15 protein-coding genes are annotated in these 15,510 nt (G+C 72.6%); 9 read left to right on the top strand and 6 right to left on the bottom strand.

The window, feature by feature from the left end; translation table 11 throughout:
• Positions 1 to 18: 18 nt before the first annotated feature.
• Together ACFY8W_RS09150 and ACFY8W_RS09145 are read left to right on the top strand one after the other, a co-directional pair.
• Positions 19 to 1,134 (top strand): diguanylate cyclase domain-containing protein, encoded by a 1,116-nt coding sequence (locus ACFY8W_RS09150; protein WP_391102296.1) that lies wholly within the window; start codon positions 19 to 21, stop codon positions 1,132 to 1,134.
• Between the two features lie 701 nt (positions 1,135 to 1,835).
• Complete coding sequence (locus tag ACFY8W_RS09145; protein ID WP_391102293.1) at positions 1,836 to 2,999, top strand: hypothetical protein; 1,164 nt, start codon at positions 1,836 to 1,838, stop codon at positions 2,997 to 2,999.
• Between the two features lie 107 nt (positions 3,000 to 3,106).
• Here the strand turns inward: ACFY8W_RS09145 and ACFY8W_RS09140 are convergent, their stop codons facing one another.
• Positions 3,107 to 3,658, bottom strand: coding sequence for a YciI family protein (locus ACFY8W_RS09140; RefSeq protein ID WP_391102290.1), 552 nt, complete (start codon positions 3,656 to 3,658; stop codon positions 3,107 to 3,109).
• Positions 3,659 to 3,844: 186 nt separating this feature from the next.
• Between ACFY8W_RS09140 and ACFY8W_RS09135 the strand changes: the two genes are divergently transcribed.
• Positions 3,845 to 4,741: an NmrA family NAD(P)-binding protein gene (locus ACFY8W_RS09135; RefSeq protein ID WP_391102287.1), complete on the top strand. Its 897-nt coding sequence runs from the start codon at positions 3,845 to 3,847 to the stop codon at positions 4,739 to 4,741.
• A 41-nt stretch (positions 4,742 to 4,782) separates the two neighbouring features.
• Entirely contained in the window at positions 4,783 to 6,324 is a 1,542-nt protein-coding gene (hutH, locus tag ACFY8W_RS09130; RefSeq protein WP_391103830.1) for a histidine ammonia-lyase, read from the top strand.
• Positions 6,325 to 6,507: 183 nt separating this feature from the next.
• Here the strand turns inward: hutH and ACFY8W_RS09125 are convergent, their stop codons facing one another.
• Entirely contained in the window at positions 6,508 to 6,777 is a 270-nt protein-coding gene (locus ACFY8W_RS09125) for an LAETG motif-containing sortase-dependent surface protein (RefSeq protein ID WP_391102284.1), read from the bottom strand.
• Between the two features lie 109 nt (positions 6,778 to 6,886).
• Between ACFY8W_RS09125 and ACFY8W_RS09120 the strand changes: the two genes are divergently transcribed.
• Positions 6,887 to 7,231: a hypothetical protein gene (locus ACFY8W_RS09120; protein ID WP_391102281.1), complete on the top strand. Its 345-nt coding sequence runs from the start codon at positions 6,887 to 6,889 to the stop codon at positions 7,229 to 7,231.
• A gap of 262 nt (positions 7,232 to 7,493) precedes the next feature.
• Entirely contained in the window at positions 7,494 to 8,765 is a 1,272-nt protein-coding gene (locus tag ACFY8W_RS09115) for an Ig-like domain-containing protein (RefSeq protein WP_391102279.1), read from the top strand.
• A 170-nt stretch (positions 8,766 to 8,935) separates the two neighbouring features.
• On the opposite strand, the gene ACFY8W_RS09110 is transcribed toward ACFY8W_RS09115, so the two are convergent.
• Positions 8,936 to 9,802 carry a helix-turn-helix domain-containing protein gene (locus tag ACFY8W_RS09110; protein WP_391102276.1) on the bottom strand — a complete coding sequence of 289 codons (867 nt, stop codon included), beginning with the start codon at positions 9,800 to 9,802 and terminating at the stop codon, positions 8,936 to 8,938.
• A 129-nt stretch (positions 9,803 to 9,931) separates the two neighbouring features.
• Between ACFY8W_RS09110 and ACFY8W_RS09105 the strand changes: the two genes are divergently transcribed.
• Together ACFY8W_RS09105 and ACFY8W_RS09100 are read left to right on the top strand one after the other, a co-directional pair.
• Positions 9,932 to 10,975 carry an alcohol dehydrogenase catalytic domain-containing protein gene (locus ACFY8W_RS09105; protein ID WP_391102274.1) on the top strand — a complete coding sequence of 348 codons (1,044 nt, stop codon included), beginning with the start codon at positions 9,932 to 9,934 and terminating at the stop codon, positions 10,973 to 10,975.
• Positions 10,976 to 11,153: 178 nt separating this feature from the next.
• The gene (locus tag ACFY8W_RS09100; RefSeq protein WP_391102271.1) at positions 11,154 to 11,498 is read left to right on the top strand and encodes a DUF1330 domain-containing protein; all 345 of its coding nucleotides are present in this window, start codon (positions 11,154 to 11,156) and stop codon (positions 11,496 to 11,498) included.
• Here the strand turns inward: ACFY8W_RS09100 and ACFY8W_RS09095 are convergent.
• Both ACFY8W_RS09095 and ACFY8W_RS09090 read right to left on the bottom strand, forming a co-directional pair.
• A complete protein-coding gene (locus ACFY8W_RS09095; RefSeq protein WP_391102269.1) occupies positions 11,491 to 12,030 on the bottom strand; it encodes a hypothetical protein in 540 nt (179 codons plus the stop codon). The genes ACFY8W_RS09100 and ACFY8W_RS09095 overlap by 8 nt on opposite strands.
• 209 nt (positions 12,031 to 12,239) lie before the next feature.
• Positions 12,240 to 13,202, bottom strand: a complete 963-nt coding sequence (locus tag ACFY8W_RS09090; RefSeq protein WP_391102267.1) for an RNA polymerase sigma-70 factor — start codon at positions 13,200 to 13,202, stop codon at positions 12,240 to 12,242.
• A 161-nt stretch (positions 13,203 to 13,363) separates the two neighbouring features.
• Between ACFY8W_RS09090 and ACFY8W_RS09085 the strand changes: the two genes are divergently transcribed.
• Positions 13,364 to 14,707, top strand: coding sequence for a BTAD domain-containing putative transcriptional regulator (locus ACFY8W_RS09085; protein WP_391102265.1), 1,344 nt, complete (start codon positions 13,364 to 13,366; stop codon positions 14,705 to 14,707).
• Between the two features lie 81 nt (positions 14,708 to 14,788).
• Here the strand turns inward: ACFY8W_RS09085 and msrA are convergent, their stop codons facing one another.
• Entirely contained in the window at positions 14,789 to 15,448 is a 660-nt protein-coding gene (gene msrA / locus ACFY8W_RS09080) for a peptide-methionine (S)-S-oxide reductase MsrA (RefSeq protein WP_391102263.1), read from the bottom strand.
• Positions 15,449 to 15,510: the final 62 nt, after the last annotated feature.

The raw sequence follows: 15,510 nt of genomic DNA, 5'->3' as shown, positions 1-15,510 counted from the left end.
CCTCCCTAAGCTGGAGGAATGGGAGAGGACGTGCGGCTGCGGGCCGTGGTGGCGCTGGCTCAGGCGATGGCGGCGGCGCACACTCCGCGCGAGTTCTGGCGGGCCGCCGCGCTGGGCGCCCGTGACGCGCTCGGCGGCAGCTTCGCCGCGCTCTCCGTCTGGCAGCGGGACCACGGCCGGCTGAAGGTCCTGGTCAACGCGGGGGAGCGAGCGGTGGGGGAGGAGGAGTTCCCGGACGCCGAGACCTATCCCGTGCACCAGTTCCCGGAGATCACCGAGTTCCTGCACGAGCAGTGGGCGGGCGGAGGCGAGCCCGACGCGTGGGTCGAGACCGCCGACGACCGCGTACCGACCGGCCGCGTCACCGGTCTGCGGCGCCGCGGGCGCGGCTGCTGCGTGGTCGCGCCGATCGTGCTGCACGGGCGGGCCTGGGGCGAGCTGTACGTGGCGCGGCCGGCCGGGGCGACGACGTTCGACCGCGACGACTCCGACTTCGCGACGGTGCTCGCGGCCGTCGTGGCGGCCGGGATCGCCCAGGCGGAGCGCCTGGAGGAGGTCCGCAAGCTGGCCTTCACGGATCCGCTGACGGGCCTCGCCAACCGCCGGGCCGTCGACACCCGGCTCGACCAGGCGATCGAGCGCTATCGGGTGGACGGGTCGGTGGTGAGCCTGCTGGTGTGCGACCTCAACGGGCTCAAGCGGGTCAACGACACGCACGGCCACGCGGTCGGCGACCGACTGCTGGAACGGTTCGGCTCCGTTCTGTCACGGTGCGGGGCGATGCTTCCGGGCGCGCTGGCGGCCCGGCTCGGCGGCGACGAGTTCTGCCTGCTGTCGGTCGGGCCCACGGCGGACGAGGTCGTGGCGGTCGCCGAGGAACTGTGCGTACGGGCGGCGGAACTGGAGCTGGGCGAGGGCGTCGCGTGCGGGGTCGCCTCGACCGGTGACCCGATCGGCCCGCTGAAGTCGGCCCGCCGCCTCTTCCGCCTCGCCGACGCGGCCCAGTACCAGGCCAAGGCGGCCCGCTCGACGAAGCCGGTGGTCGCGGGCCGCGACGGCGCCGTCATCCGCCTGGCCGACGCCCCGCCCGGCGCCCGCGACCGCCGCCGCTTCCGCGACGCGCCACCGCAGTAGGGCCTGTCGGGCGGATCCGGAATCGTCCCGCCGCGCGGCCCGTGCGTCAGGTGAACCGTCCTCCCGCCGCCTGCGCGCCCGCCTGACGGGCGCGCCGTGCCGTGCCGGCCGGGGTGCGCCCTCGCCGGGCCGACGTCACGCCCTCCGCGTGTGAGGTGAGCCGTCCATCTGTGTACGCCCGCCTGACGGGCATGCGGTGCCGGCCGGGAGTGGGCCCTCGCCGGATCGGACCGGCACGCCCACCGCGTGTCAGGTGAGCCGTCCTTCCGCGCCCGCCCGTCCGACGGGCGTGGGGGGCCGGTCGCGGGGCGGCCCCGGCCGGGAACCCGTACGCGCAGAGCGCGCGGCGGCCAGGCGTGCGCCCTCGTGCGCGGGGCGGGTGGCGGCGCGCGGGGTGAGGCCCGTCGCCTTCGGCCGGACCAGGGCCGGGCCCGTGCGCCGGACCGTGCGCGGGCAGGTCCGGGGACCCCGAGGCGGGACGTTCCGGCTGCTGCCGGGGCCTGGTCCGGCGACGGGGGGCGGCCCCCGGAGGCCGCCGCGTGCGCCCTTGGCGGCCCTGATAGCCGCTCCCTAGCATCCCCGGACACCGAGACCCCGCGTCCGCGGGGTCGGTGACGGTTGATCAGGGGAGTTTCATGAAGAGCCGGTTCAGGCGTTCCCTGGCATTCCTGGGAGCGCTCGCTCTGCTGCCCTTAGCGGCGGTGTCCGCCCACGCGGAGCCGTCCGAACCACTGTCCGCCGACCGGATCGCCGCCCTGTCCCCCGAACGGCAGGCCGAGGTCCTCGAACCGCTGAGGCTGGCGGCCGACGCCGCCGCCCAGGCCGGGCAGGGCCCCATGGCCGACATCTACACCCAGGTCGAGATGGCCTCCGACTACCGCTCCGTCAACGTCTATCTGACCGACCCGGGCCAGGGCGCGCGCTTCCTGGCAGCCGCCCACCGCGCCGCCCCCAAGGCGGACACCGGGCTGATCCGCGTCCTCCCGGCGAAGAAGTCCCGCAAGGACCTCAAGGCGGAGATCTCCGCCCTCACCTCCCGCAAGGACCTGCCCTTCACCGTCTCCCTGGCGGGAACCTCGGTGGACGGCGGCACCATCGAGCTCGCGGTCGACGAACCGGGCGCCGCCCGGAACTGGTTCGCTTCCCCGGCCGTGGCCCGGCAGCGTACGGCGGCGGGGGCCACTCCCGTGCGGGTGAGGCAGGCGGCGCCGTCGGCCCCGCTGAGCCGGTGGAACGACTCCTCGCCCTTCTACGCCGGTGCCGCGCTCGGTCCGGCCAACGGCAGCCGCTCGTGGTGCACCAGCGGGATCCCCGGCGTCAGCACCTGGGACGGCCGTCAGTGGCTGGTCACCGCGGGCCACTGCTACAACGTCAACGACAACGTCTGGGCGGCCGGCGGCAACTACATCGGCCAGGTCAAGTACAAGCGGCCGGAGCTCGACTCGGCCTTCATCGAGACCCCGACCCACCGCTACACCTGGGACGGCGTCGACGCGGCGGGCTACACGCGCTACTTGAACGGCGTCCGCAACGTCGCCGTCGGCGACTTCACCTGCCAGCTCGGCTACAACTCCAAGGTGGTCTGCAACATCCGCACGGTGTACGCGGGCAACTCCAGCTGGAACGTCAACGGGACCACCGTCTGGGGGAGTTACGGCGTCCCGCACTACGGCGGCATCGTCGGCCGCGGCGGCGACAGCGGCGGCCCGGTGATCTACATCAACGACCCGAACTCGCGGCAGCTCAACGGCATCGTGAGCTACGGCTACGGCTGCAACGCCGCGAAGGAGTGCAGCACCGGCCTCGCCTGGGTCGACGTCTGGTCCATCTTCAACGGCTTCGCGATCAAGCTGAACCCGTCCTGACGGACGGCTGACGGACGCCACGTCCCGCGGCCGGACGTCCGGCCGCGGGACGTGTGCCGTCCGGGTTCTCACGTGCGCCCCCTGCCCGGGACCGCCACCCGCGTCCGCTACCGGCGTCCGCCGAACTCCCAGGAGTACACCTCGACATCGGCGTACCGGTCCACGGTCAGCAGCGCACGCGCCGACTCCGCGTCCGCCGCACGGACCAGCGCCGCCGTGCCCAGCCAGGCGGAGCCGTCGTCGGAGAGCAGGGGGCCGTACGCGACCAGGTCGTCCCGGTTCTCCGGCACCTCCAGGTCGACCGGCTCGCCCTGGCCGAGGCCGAGCACCAGGAAGCGGTCGCCTCCGGTGCGGCCGCCGGGGAAGTCCCACATCGTGCGTTCCAGCGCGTTGCGCCACCGGCGTATCAGCACGTCCCGGATGGCACCGGCCTGGTAGGCCGGCTCGCCGAAGGCGAAGGCCCGCGCGGCCTCGGGACCGGGCAGGTCGACGATGTGCACGCTGCCGACGAGCTTCTCGCCGTCGCCGACGTCGAACGCCGGCCCGCGGGCGATCATCTCCTTCTCGAACCGGTCCATGTACGACCAGTGCGCTTCCAGCAGTTCCCGGCGCAGCGGCAGGGAGCCGGGCCGGTCGCGGTGATAGACGAGGAATTCCATGCCGAGAGGATGCGCGAGCGGGCCCGCGCGAGTCGATCGGTTTCAAGCCACCCGGTGTCGGCCTGCGCGGCCGCGGACCTCGCTGCTCCGTGCGCCGGGAAATAAATCTGCGCCACACAGAGGAGTGGGATATTCTCTGCGTGACGCAAAGGTTGTGTCACGCAGAGAAATTCTTCGGAGGAGCCCATGCTCTCCATCGCCGTCACCGGTGCCACCGGAGCCCAGGGCGGAGCCACCGCCCGCTCCCTGCTCTCCGCCGGACACCACGTCCGCGCCCTCACCCGCGACCCCGGCTCGCCCGCCGCCCAGGCCCTGGCCGCCCTCGGCGCCGACGTCCGCCGCGCCGACTTCGACGACCGCGCCTCGCTCGACGCGGCCCTCGCCGGCGCGGACGCGCTCTTCGCCGTCACCACGCCCTTCGGCTCCGGCGTCACGACCGAGATACGCCAGGGCAGGGGCCTCGTCGACGCCGCCGCGGCCGCCCGTGTCGGGCACGTCGTGTTCACGTCCGCCGCCCACGCGGACCGCGGGACCGGTGTCCCGCACTACGACAGCAAGTGGGCGGTCGAGCAGCACCTGTACGCCTCCGGCCTGCCCTGGACCGTGATCGGGCCGGCCGCCTTCATGGACAACTACGCCGACGGCTGGACCCTGGAGAGCCTGCGCGAGGGCTCCTTCGCGTGGCCCATGCCCGCCGCCACGCCGCTCACCCTCATCCCCGCCACCGACATCGGCGCCTTCGCGGCGCTCGCCCTGCAGCGCCGCGCCGAGTTCACCGGCCGCCGCATCGACATAGCCTCCGACGAGCGCACCCCCGACGAGATGGCGGCGATCCTCGCGTCCGCCGCCGGCCGGCCGGTCACCCACCACGAGGTGCCGCTCGACTACGTGCGCCGCCACTCCGCCGACCTGGCCGCCATGTTCGCGTACTTCGCCGGCCACGGCCTCGACGTCGACACCGCCGCCCTGCGCCGCGCGTACCCCGAGGTCGGCTGGCACTCGTTCGCCGACTGGGCCGCCGCCCAGGACTGGGCCACCCTGCTCGCGCAGACTGAGAACGAAAGCCTCACGCCTGCCGTCTAGTGACAGGTCGCTCTTCAGTCCGTAGGGTGCTGAATATGGATATGCAGACTGTCGTCCTTGGGACGTCCGGCACCACCCCGCAGGACGTCATCGACGTAGCCCGCCACGGCGCCCGCGTCGAGCTGTCGTCCGAAGCCGTCCAGGCGCTCGCCGCCGCCCGTGCCACCGTGGACGCGCTCGCGGCCAAGCCCGAGCCGGTGTACGGCGTCTCCACCGGGTTCGGTGCGCTCGCCACCCGGCACATCGGCCACGAGCTGCGCACCCAGCTGCAGCGGAACATCGTGCGCTCGCACGCCGCCGGCATGGGCCCGCGGGTCGAGCGCGAGGTCGTCCGCGCGCTGATGTTCCTGCGGCTCAAGACCGTGGCCTCCGGCCACACCGGTGTCCGGCCCGAGGTCGCCCAGACCATGGCCGACCTGCTCAACGCGGGCATCACGCCCGTCGTCCACGAGTACGGCTCGCTCGGCTGTTCCGGCGACCTCGCGCCGCTCTCCCACTGCGCCCTCGCCCTCATGGGCGAGGGTGACGCCGAGGGGCCCGACGGTGTCGTCAAGCCCGCAGGCGAGCTGCTCGCCGCCGCCGGCATCGAGCCCGTCGAGCTGCGCGAGAAGGAGGGCCTCGCCCTCCTCAACGGCACCGACGGCATGCTCGGCATGCTGGTCATGGCCCTCGCCGACCTCGACAACCTCTACAAGTCGGCCGACGTCACCGCCGCGCTCTCCCTCGAAGCCCTCCTCGGCACCGAGAAGGTCCTCGAGCCCGAGCTGCACGCCATCCGCCCGCACCCGGGCCAGGCCGCCTCCGCCGCCAACATGCTGGCCGTGCTCAAGGGCTCCGAGCTCACCGGCCACTACCAGAGCGGCGAGGCCCCGCGCGTCCAGGACGCCTACTCGGTGCGCTGCGCCCCGCAGGTCGCCGGCGCCGGCCGCGACACCATGGCCCACGCCCGGCTCGTCGCCGAGCGCGAGCTCGCCGCCGCCGTCGACAACCCGGTGGTCCTGGGCAACGGGGAGGTCCGCTCCAACGGCAACTTCCACGGCGCCCCCGTCGCGTACGTCCTCGACTTCCTCGCGATCGCCGCCGCCGACCTCGGCTCCATCGCCGAGCGCCGCACCGACCGGCTCCTCGACAAGAACCGCTCGCACGGTCTGCCGCCGTTCCTCGCCGACGACGCCGGCGTCGACTCCGGCCTGATGATCGCCCAGTACACGCAGGCCGCCCTGGTCAGCGAGATGAAGCGGCTCGCCGTCCCGGCCTCCGCCGACTCCATCCCGTCCTCGGCGATGCAGGAGGACCACGTCTCCATGGGCTGGTCCGCGGCCCGCAAGCTGCGCACCGCGATCGACAACCTCAACCGGATCATCGCCGTCGAGCTCTACGCCGCCACCCGCGCCATCGAGCTCCGCCACGGCCTGAGCCCGGCGCCCGCCTCCGCCGCCGCCATCGAGGCGCTGCGCGCCGCCGGCGTCGAGGGCCCCGGGCCGGATCGTTTCCTCGCGCCCGACCTGGCCGCCACCGACACCTTCGTGCGCGAGGGCCGGCTGGTCGCCGCCGTCGAGCCGGTCACCGGCCCGCTGGCGTAACCCGCGAGCGCACGCGCAAGGGCCGCCCCGTCACCGGGGCGGCCCTTCGCCGTACAGGGACCCTTCGCCGCGAGGCCCTTCGCCGTACAGGGACCCTTCGCCGTGAGGCCCTTCGCCGTACAGAGGGCTGTGAGGCGACGACTCACGGAGACTTACGAGGCCCGGCCGCCGCCGCAGGCGGCCCTACGAGGCCCGGCCGCCTCGGCGCATCGCCAGGGTCACGAAACCCGCGCCCACGCCCAGGAACAGCGCCCCGCCCAGGACGTACGGCGTGGTGTCCAGGCCGCCGGTCTCGGCCAGCCGCCCGTCGTCCTGCCCCTCCGTCACGGCCGGCCGACTGCCGTCGGCTCTGCTCTGATCGCCCGTCGCGTTCGCGGACGGCACGAACCACAGTGCGCAGAGCAGTGTCCCCGCGGCAGTGGCGGTGAGCAGCGGGCGTCGGGCGACGGACACGTGTTTTCGATCCCCCTTGCGGAAACCGCGAACTGGTAGGTGCGCCGATGGTATTGAACACAGCGGGTCGCGGGAAACCCGAGGTCACCCCGCGCTCTACGCTCCGCCCATGAGCACTTCCGAGACATCACGCTATGTACGCCTTCGGGTCGATCTGGTCCTGGAGATCGACGGGCCCGCCGAGCTCTCCGAGGCGGCCGTCGGCCGCATCGAGTCCGACACCTCGCTGCCGGAGGAGGAGCGGACGCAGGCCCGCACCGCCGTCGTCGAGGACAGCGCGGAGGCCCTGGCCTACCTGGTCGAGCCCTTCGACGTGGTCGGCACCGTCCCCGGAATCGAGCTGGTCCAGGCCTCCTGGAGCACCGAGGAGATCGACTACGACCCCGATGCGATGGAGTGGGACGGCGAGGACGAAGATGGTGGGTGGGAAGACGACGAAGAAGACCGCACCTGACTCCTTCCGACCGGGCGGCGATCGCGTGCCGAGCGGGTTCCGGTCGGGGCTCCGACCGGGCTCCGACCGCGTGCCGCTCACTCGCCGGTCACGTGCTGACGGAGGCCCCGGGGCGTCGGTGTCCCGGGGCCTCCCCGCGCCCGGGAACCGAACGGTCCGCTGGTGCGTGTGGATCAGTGGTGTTCCCCACATACCCTCCGGTTACGGAACCGGGCGGGTTCTGACGGGTGTTTCAGTGGGAAGTGGCAGGTAGTCGGCGACGATGGAGAAGCGTGTGATGACGGACGGCAAGCGCCGCAAGAGCCTGGCCGCCGCGGCCGCGGTGCTCGGTGGCGTGCTGGTGCTCTCGGCTTGCAGCGACAGCGACAAGGGCGGCAGCGCCGCCGACGCCTCGCAGAGTGCGCAGTCACAGGCCCAGGTCGACGAGGCCGCCGCGCAGAAGACCTCCAAGGCGCAGATCACCATCTCGCCGAAGAACGGCGCCCAGAACGCGTCGATCAACGACGACGCCAAGGTCACCGTCACCGAGGGCAAGCTCACGGACGTCACCATGACCTCCGCCGAGGGCACCGCCGTCGAGGGCGAGATAGCGGCCGACGGACTCAGCTGGAAGCCGACCGGCCAGCTCAAGCGCGGCACCGTCTACAAGATCGCCGCGACCGCCAAGGACGCCTCCGGTCTCGAGGCCCACGAGAACTCCTCGTTCACCACGGTCTCGCAGGCCAACAGCTTCATCGGCAACTTCACGCCGGAGAACGGCTCCACGGTCGGCGTCGGCATGCCGGTCTCGATCAACTTCAACAAGGCGATCACCGACAAGAAGGCCGTCCAGGGCGGCATCTCCGTCACCTCCAGCACCGGCCAGGAGGTCGTCGGCCACTGGTTCAACTCCACGCGGCTCGACTTCCGCCCGGAGAACTACTGGACCGAGGGCTCGACCGTCACGATGAAGCTGGACCTCGACGGTGTCGAGGGCGCCGATGGCGTCTACGGCGTCCAGCAGAAGACGGTCACCTTCAAGATCGGCCGCAACCAGGTCTCCACCGTCGACGTCAAGACGAAGACGATGACCGTCAAGCAGGACGGCCGCACCGTGAAGACCATCCCGATCTCCGCCGGCTCCCCGGACAACACCACCTACAACGGTCAGATGGTGATCTCCGAGAAGTTCAAGGAGACCCGGATGAACGGCGCCACCGTCGGCTTCACCGACGACGACGGCAAGGGCGAGTACGACATCAAGGACGTGCCGCACGCCATGCGCCTGTCCACGTCCGGCACCTTCATCCACGGCAACTACTGGGGTGCCCGCTCCATCTTCGGCAGCGTGAACACCAGCCACGGCTGCGTGGGCCTCGCCGACGTCAAGGGCGCCGGTGACCCGAACCAGCAGGCCGCCTGGTTCTACAACAACTCGATGATCGGCGACGTCGTCATCGTCAAGAACTCCGCGGACAAGACGATCGCTCCCGACAACGGCCTCAACGGCTGGAACATGAGCTGGTCGGCGTGGAAGGCCGGCTCCGCCGTCTGACCGGCGGGAACACGTGCGGCGGCCCCCTCCTGAGAGGGGGCCGCTTCCTTGTTCCCGTACGCCCGCCGGGTCTTCCGTACGTCCGCGGGCTGCTCCCGTACGTCCGCCGGGTTCCGTAAGTCCGCGGGCTGCTCCCGTACGTCCCCGGGCCGCTGCCGTACGCCCGCGGGCTACTTCCGTACGTCCGCCGGCTCGTCCACGCCCCACTGCGCGAGCAGCCGCAGCGCGTCCGCCGACGGCGAGCCGGGCTCCGCGTGGTACGTCACGAGCATCAGGTCCGGGTCGTCGCCCGACACCTTCAGCGACTCGTACTGCAGCGTCATCTCGCCCACCAGCGGATGCCGCAGCCGCTTCTGGCCGTGACCCTTGTCGGTCACCGTGTGCGCCGCCCACAGGGAGCGGAACTCCTCGCTCTTCACCGACAGTTCGCCCACCAGGGACAGCAGCTCCTGATCGTCCGGGTACACGCCCGCGTAGAGCCGCAGCACGCTGACGACCTCGGTGGCCTTGCACTCCCAGTCGACGTACAGATCACGCGCGTTCGGGTCGAGGAAGACCATCCGGGCCATGTTCCGCTCGCCCGGCTCCCAGGTGGCGAAGTCGCCCATCAGCGCCCGCGCCATCCGGTTCCAGGCCAGGATGTCGCCGCGCCGCCCCAGGACGAAGGCCGGCACGCCCTCCATGGCGTCGAGGAGGTGCGCCAGGCCCGGCCGGATCTGCTGAGGGCGGGCGCTCGCCGCCCGCTGCCGCTTCTTCACGGTCGGCTTGGCGAGGTGGGTGAGATGCGCCCGTTCGGCGTCACTGAGCCGCAGCGCCCGCGCGATCGAGTCCAGGACCTCCATGGACACGTTCTTGCCGTTGCCCTGCTCGAGGCGGGTGTAGTACGCCACGGACACCCCGGCCAGCTGCGCCAGCTCCTCCCGGCGCAGGCCCGGCACCCGGCGGTGCCGCCCGAACTCGGGCAGCCCCACGTCCTGCGGCTTCAGGCGTGCCCGGCGGGAGCGGAGGAATTCGCTGAGTTCGGCACTGAGGTCCATGCGTCCCCAGTATTCCCGGTCGTGGCCGGGAACGGACGTACGTTCCTGTCCCTGCCAGTGGTAGGCACACGGGTCGTAGGCAGAGCAGTGGTCTGGGTACGGCCGGAAACCTCCGGCAGGCTCGGCACCATGACCACGAACGTTTCCGCCATCGCAGCGCCCGCCGCCAACGCCCCGCTGGAGCGCACCACCGTCCCGCGCCGCGCGGTCGGCGAGCACGACGTCCTCATCGAGATCAAGTACGCCGGCATCTGCCACTCCGACATCCACCAGGCCCGCAACGGCTGGGGAGAGGGCATCTTCCCGATGGTGCCCGGACACGAGATCGCCGGAATCGTCACCGAGGTCGGCCCCGGCGTCACCAGGCACAAGGTCGGCGACCGCGTCGGCGTCGGGTGCTTCGTCGACTCCTGCCGTGAGTGCGAGTACTGCGAGCAGGGCCTGGAGCAGTACTGCGTCAACGGCATGACCGGCACGTACAACGCCCTCGACAAGAACGGCGAGCCGACCTACGGCGGCTACTCCACCCACATCGTCGTCGACGAGAACTACACCCTGCGCATCCCCGAGGGCATCGCGCTCGACGTCGCCGCCCCGCTCCTGTGCGCCGGCGTCACCCTCTACTCGCCGCTCGCCCACTGGCAGGCCGGCCCCGGCAAGAAGGTCGCGATCGTCGGCCTCGGCGGCCTCGGCCACATGGGCGTCAAGATCGCCCACGCCCTCGGCGCCGAGGTGACCGTGCTCAGCCAGTCCCTGAAGAAGCAGGAGGACGCCCTCGAGCTGGGCGCCGACCACTACTACGCCACCAGCGACCCGGAGACCTTCGCGGCCCTCCGCGGCAGCTTCGACCTGGTGATCTCCACGGTCTCCGCGCCGCTGGACTTCGACGCCTACCTGAGCCTGGTCAAGACCGACGGCGCCCTGGTGAACGTCGGCGCCCCGGAGGAGCCGGTCAAGGTCGGTCTGTTCTCCCTGATCGGCGGCCGCAAGACGCTGGCCGGCTCGATGATCGGCGGCATCAAGGAGACCCAGGAGATGCTGGACTTCTGCGCCGCGCACGGCCTGGGCGCCGAGATCGAGCTGATCACCGCCGACCAGGTCAACGAGGCGTACGAGCGGGTCGTCGCGTCCGACGTGCGCTACCGCTTCGTGATCGACGCGTCGACGATCTGACGAGGTCGGCCGCGGGCCGGGCGACGTCAGTCGTGGTCCGGCGAGGTCGGCCGCCGGTCCGACGAGGTCGGCCTCCGGTCCGACGGGGTCAGCCGCCGATCCGGTGACGTCAGGATCGTGCCGGGGCATGACGTGCGGGGTAATCGACCCGTACGGCGTGCCCCGGCAGGCTGTTCACATGACCGCATACGCCATCGGAAACCTGCACCCGGAGCCCCGCCTCGACGAGGAGGTCTTCGCCTACATGGAGCGCATCCAGGCCACCCTCGACCCGTTCGGCGGGCGCTTCCTGGTCCACGGCGCGCCCGAGCGCGAGGTCCGCGAGGGGTCGTGGCCCGGGGCCGTCGTCGTCATCGGCTTCCCGACGTACGACGACGCCCGCGACTGGTACGAGTCCGAGGCCTACCAGGCCCTGATCCCGCTGCGGACCCGCCACATGAGCGGCGACATCCTGCTGGTCGACGGCGTTCCCGAGGGCTACGACCCGGCCGCCACGGCGGCGCGGCTCCGCTCGCTCAGCTGACCCTGTCGCAAAGCGGGTCGGTCGTGCCGTTCAGCATGGTCAGCGTCTTGTAGCCGGTGGGGGAGACGTCCAGGGTGTAGGCGCCGTCCACCGTGTACAGGCCGCGCGGCACGTTGCCGCCGTCCGCGCCGAAGCCCGCCAGGACCGGGCCGAGGACGTACCAGCGCTGCGAGTGGTCGGGCCGGACCTCGACCAGTGCGTGGCCGCTCGCGTCGGCGTCGTACGAGGCGCCCGTCGCCGTGTTCACCACCCTGACCATCAGGGCGCCCTTGTACTCGACGAGCTTCGTGCCGTCCGGGTAGGCCCTGACCGTCCGCCGCACCACCTCGTCGACCACCGGCGCGCCCTGCACCGCGAAGTCGCAGCGCGCGCCGGCCGGATACGACCAGGAGGGAGAGGGCGCCGGCTCCCAGCCGGTGCCGCTCTCGCCGCCCTCGGTGGCGGCACCGGGGCCGGTGGCGCCGGCCGGAGCCGCCACGGCGAGCAGGGCGGCGCAGGCGGCGGTGAGAGGGGCGAGGACACGACGTCGCATGGGAACTCCTTGCGGGGAAGGGCGGTTGGTCCGTTGCCGTGCCACCCTCCCGCCGCGCCCTCACCAGAACCTGACCACGGAACCCGACCACGACCTGACCACGGAATCTGACGACGGAACCCGACCACGGAACGCGACCACGGACCCGACCACGAGCCAGGCCGCGGTGCTCGGAAGAGGAAAGGCGCTCAGGACGAGGAGCGGCGCGTTCAGGACGAGGAGCGGCGTTCCTCGCGGCGGCGGTCCTTGATCTCCTCGGCGACGCCCCAGCCGTCCCCGACCGGACCCAGGTGCCCGAGCTTGTCGGGGTTGGACACCGAGTGGACCGTCTGGATGTGCCCGTCGAGCACATCGAGCGTCCAGGTGAACAGCACCTTGCCGTCCCGGTCGCGGAAGACCGCGCCCGGACTGCCGTTCACCTCGTGCGCCTCGCACGTCACGTCGACGTCGAGCAACATGCCGTAGTACGCGGCGAGCAGCCGGGCCACGTGATCGGCGCCGACCACGGTCCTGCCCAGCTGCGGGGCCTTGCCGCCGCCGTCCCCGACCAGCTGCGCGTCGGCCGAGAGCAGCGCCCGCAGCCCGTCGACCTCGCCCTCCCGGAGCGCGTCGAAGAAGCGCGCCGCCAGCTCCTCCCGCTCCACCCGGTCCGCCTCGAAGCGCGGACGGCCCTCCGCCATGTGCCGTCGCGCCCGTACCGCGAGCTGCCGGCAGGCCGCCTCCGAACGTCCCACCGCCGACGCGACCTCCGGGAAGCCGAAGCCGAAGACCTCGCGCAGTACGAACACCGCCCGCTCCAGCGGACTCAGCCGCTCCAGGAGCAGCAGCGCCGCCATCGACACCGAGTCCGCCAGCTCCGCCGAGCGCTCCGGGTCCTCGTACGGGTCGGCGAGCAGCGGCTCCGGAAGCCAGTCGCCGACGTACTGCTCCCGCCGGACCCGCGCCGAGCGCAGCACGTCGATCGAGATGCGGGTGACGGTCGCGGACAGGAAGGCCTTGGGCGAGACCGGCGGGTTCGGCGCGGAGGCGTAGCGCAGCCAGGTCTCCTGCACCGCGTCCTCGGCCTCGCCGACGCTGCCGAGGATCCGGTAGGCGATGGAGAACAGCAGCGGCCGCAGCCCCTCGAACTCCTCGGTCCCGCCCGGTCCGTCCGCCGTGCCCGACCCGCTCATGCCGCTCTCCTCCTCGTCACCCCGCGTCCGCGCACCTCCGCACCGGAGACGCCTCTCCACCCCTGGGACGAGACAGCGGCCCGGTCTGTGACATCGCCCGGGCCGTGACGGCGCCGCCCGCTGTCCCGGCTGCCGTCCCGCCTCCTTAGGGTGTCCCCACCATGGACTTCAGCCTCCTCGGCCCCTTCGAGGCCCGTCACGAGGGTGCGCGTGTCGAGCTCGGCATCCGCCGCCAGGAGCGGTGCCTGCTCGCGATCCTGCTGCTCGACGCGGGGCGGGTGGTGTCCCCGGCCCGCCTCGCCGACCTGCTGTGGAACGGCGCCCCGCCCGCCTCCGCGCGCTCGACCGTGCACACCTACGTCGGCCGGGTGCGGGCCGCGCTCAAGCCGTACGGCGTGACCGTGGCCACCCGCCACGAGGGCTACGCGATCGAACTGGACGGCGGCCGGCACCGGGTGGACGTACGGGAGTTCCTCGACCTCGTCGGGCGGGCGGCGACCGCCGGCGACCCCGGCGAACAGGTGCGCTGCCACGACGCGGCGCTCACCCTGTGGCGCGGCCCGCTGCTCGACGGCACCGTCGACGACGCGCTGCGCGAGCGGCTCGGCGGCCGGCTCGCCGAGCTGCGGCTCTCGGCGCTCGAACAGCGCGCCGAGACCCAGCTGACCATGGGCCTGCACACCCGGGTGCTCGCCGATCTCGGCCCGCTCGCCACCGGGCACCCCGGCAGGGAACGCCTGGTGGCGGCCCTGATGACGGCCCTCTACCGGGCCGGGCGGCAGTCCGAGGCGCTGGAGCTCTACGAGACCACCCGCCGCTGTCTCGACACCGAGCTGGGCATCGATCCCGGCCCCGTCCTGACCACCCTCCACGACCGCATCCTGACCGGCGACCCGCGTCTGGACCGCCCGCCGGCGCCGCTGTACGCGGTCCGGGTCCGCGACCAGTGGCTGCCGTGGACCACCGGCGGGCACCCGGCCCTGGAGTTCTGCAACACGTACGCGGGCTGGCGCCGCGACCCGGCCGTGCCGGGCTCCGACTGGCTGCGCGGCTACCCGGCGCTCGCCGCCTGGGCAGGGCACCACGACCTCGCGGAGGACTCCCTCGTGGACCGGCTCCTCGAGGAGGCCGCCGACCGCCCCGAGGCCGCCGCCACGGCCCTCGCCGAGGCCAGGGACTTCCGCGCCGCGCTCTACGCCTGCCTCACCGACCCCGCCGACGCCCGCGCCTTCCGCACGGTCGCCGACGCGGCACGGCGGGCGGCCCGTTCCGCCGTGCTCACCCTCGGCCCCGACGGCCTGGCGCACTGGCGGCTGACTCCTTCGGCGGGCCTCGACCTCCCGCTGCTCGCGGTCGCCCGCGCCGCCGCCGACCTCCTCGCCGACCCGCGCCGCCTCACTCTCCGTGCCTGCCCGAGCGCCGACTGCGGCTGGCTCTTCCTGGACGAGTCCGGCCGCCGCCGCTGGTGCTCACTGGCGACCTGCGGCGACGGCCGGAACGGATGACCCGCCGGAACGGATGACCCGCCGGCGAACGGGTGATCGCCGGAACGGGAGACCGGGGAAGGATCCGGGTACGGGCGGGGCTCACTCCGCCTTCGCGACCCCGATCGGGCAGGACACGCCCGTGCCGCCGATGCCGCAGTAGCCCGCCGGGTTCTTGTCCAGGTACTGCTGGTGGTAGGCCTCGGCCGGGTAGAAGGTGCGGTCCTCGGCCGGGAGGACCGTGGTGGTGATCTCGCCGTAGCCGGAGCCGGTCAGGACCTGCTGGTAGGCCTCGCGGGAGGCTTCGGCGGTCGCGGCCTGCTCGGCGGAGTGGGTGTAGACGGCCGAGCGGTACTGGGTGCCGACGTCGTTGCCCTGGCGGAAGCCCTGGGTCGGGTCGTGCGACTCCCAGAACAGCTTGAGCAGCCGCTCGTACGAGACCTTGGACGGGTCGAAGACCACGCGGACGACCTCGGTGTGGCCCGTGAGGCCCGAGCAGACCTCCTCGTACAGCGGGTTCGGCGTGTAGCCGCCCTGGTAGCCGACGAGCGTCGTGTACACGCCCTCGGTCTGCCAGAACTTGCGCTCGGCGCCCCAGAAACAGCCGAGGGCGAAGTCCGCGACCTCCAGGCCCTCCGGGTAGGGGCCGAGCAGCGGCGTGCCGAGGACGGTGTGGCGCTCCGGGACCTGGAAGGCGGGCTCGGGACGCCCGCCCAGGGCCTGGTCGGGAGTGGGGAGGACGGGGGTTCGGGACAGGAACATGCTGCATCTCTCCTCGACGGTGGGCGACAAGCACAACGCGGCGGGACCGCAAGGGATTCCCG

Source organism: Streptomyces sp. NPDC012637, from assembly GCF_042954805.1.
Taxonomy (GTDB): domain Bacteria; phylum Actinomycetota; class Actinomycetes; order Streptomycetales; family Streptomycetaceae; genus Streptomyces.
The sequence above is the reverse complement of the archived record's forward strand: the minus strand, read 5'-3'. Positions and strand labels throughout refer to the sequence as shown.

Bases quoted from the DNA above. Each gene is read 5' to 3' on its own strand.
- ACFY8W_RS09150 (WP_391102296.1), top strand. From the start codon at position 19: ATGGGAGAGGACGTGCGGCTGCGGGCCGTGGTGGCGCTGGCTCAGGCG.
- ACFY8W_RS09140 (WP_391102290.1), bottom strand. From the start codon at position 3,658: ATGGAATTCCTCGTCTATCACCGCGACCGGCCCGGCTCCCTGCCGCTG.
- ACFY8W_RS09135 (WP_391102287.1), top strand. From the start codon at position 3,845: ATGCTCTCCATCGCCGTCACCGGTGCCACCGGAGCCCAGGGCGGAGCC.
- hutH (WP_391103830.1), top strand. From the start codon at position 4,783: ATGCAGACTGTCGTCCTTGGGACGTCCGGCACCACCCCGCAGGACGTC.
- ACFY8W_RS09120 (WP_391102281.1), top strand. From the start codon at position 6,887: ATGAGCACTTCCGAGACATCACGCTATGTACGCCTTCGGGTCGATCTG.
- ACFY8W_RS09115 (WP_391102279.1), top strand. From the start codon at position 7,494: ATGGAGAAGCGTGTGATGACGGACGGCAAGCGCCGCAAGAGCCTGGCC.
- ACFY8W_RS09110 (WP_391102276.1), bottom strand. From the start codon at position 9,802: ATGGACCTCAGTGCCGAACTCAGCGAATTCCTCCGCTCCCGCCGGGCA.
- ACFY8W_RS09105 (WP_391102274.1), top strand. From the start codon at position 9,932: ATGACCACGAACGTTTCCGCCATCGCAGCGCCCGCCGCCAACGCCCCG.
- ACFY8W_RS09100 (WP_391102271.1), top strand. From the start codon at position 11,154: ATGACCGCATACGCCATCGGAAACCTGCACCCGGAGCCCCGCCTCGAC.
- ACFY8W_RS09095 (WP_391102269.1), bottom strand. From the start codon at position 12,030: ATGCGACGTCGTGTCCTCGCCCCTCTCACCGCCGCCTGCGCCGCCCTG.
- ACFY8W_RS09090 (WP_391102267.1), bottom strand. From the start codon at position 13,202: ATGAGCGGGTCGGGCACGGCGGACGGACCGGGCGGGACCGAGGAGTTC.
- ACFY8W_RS09085 (WP_391102265.1), top strand. From the start codon at position 13,364: ATGGACTTCAGCCTCCTCGGCCCCTTCGAGGCCCGTCACGAGGGTGCG.
- msrA (WP_391102263.1), bottom strand. From the start codon at position 15,448: ATGTTCCTGTCCCGAACCCCCGTCCTCCCCACTCCCGACCAGGCCCTG.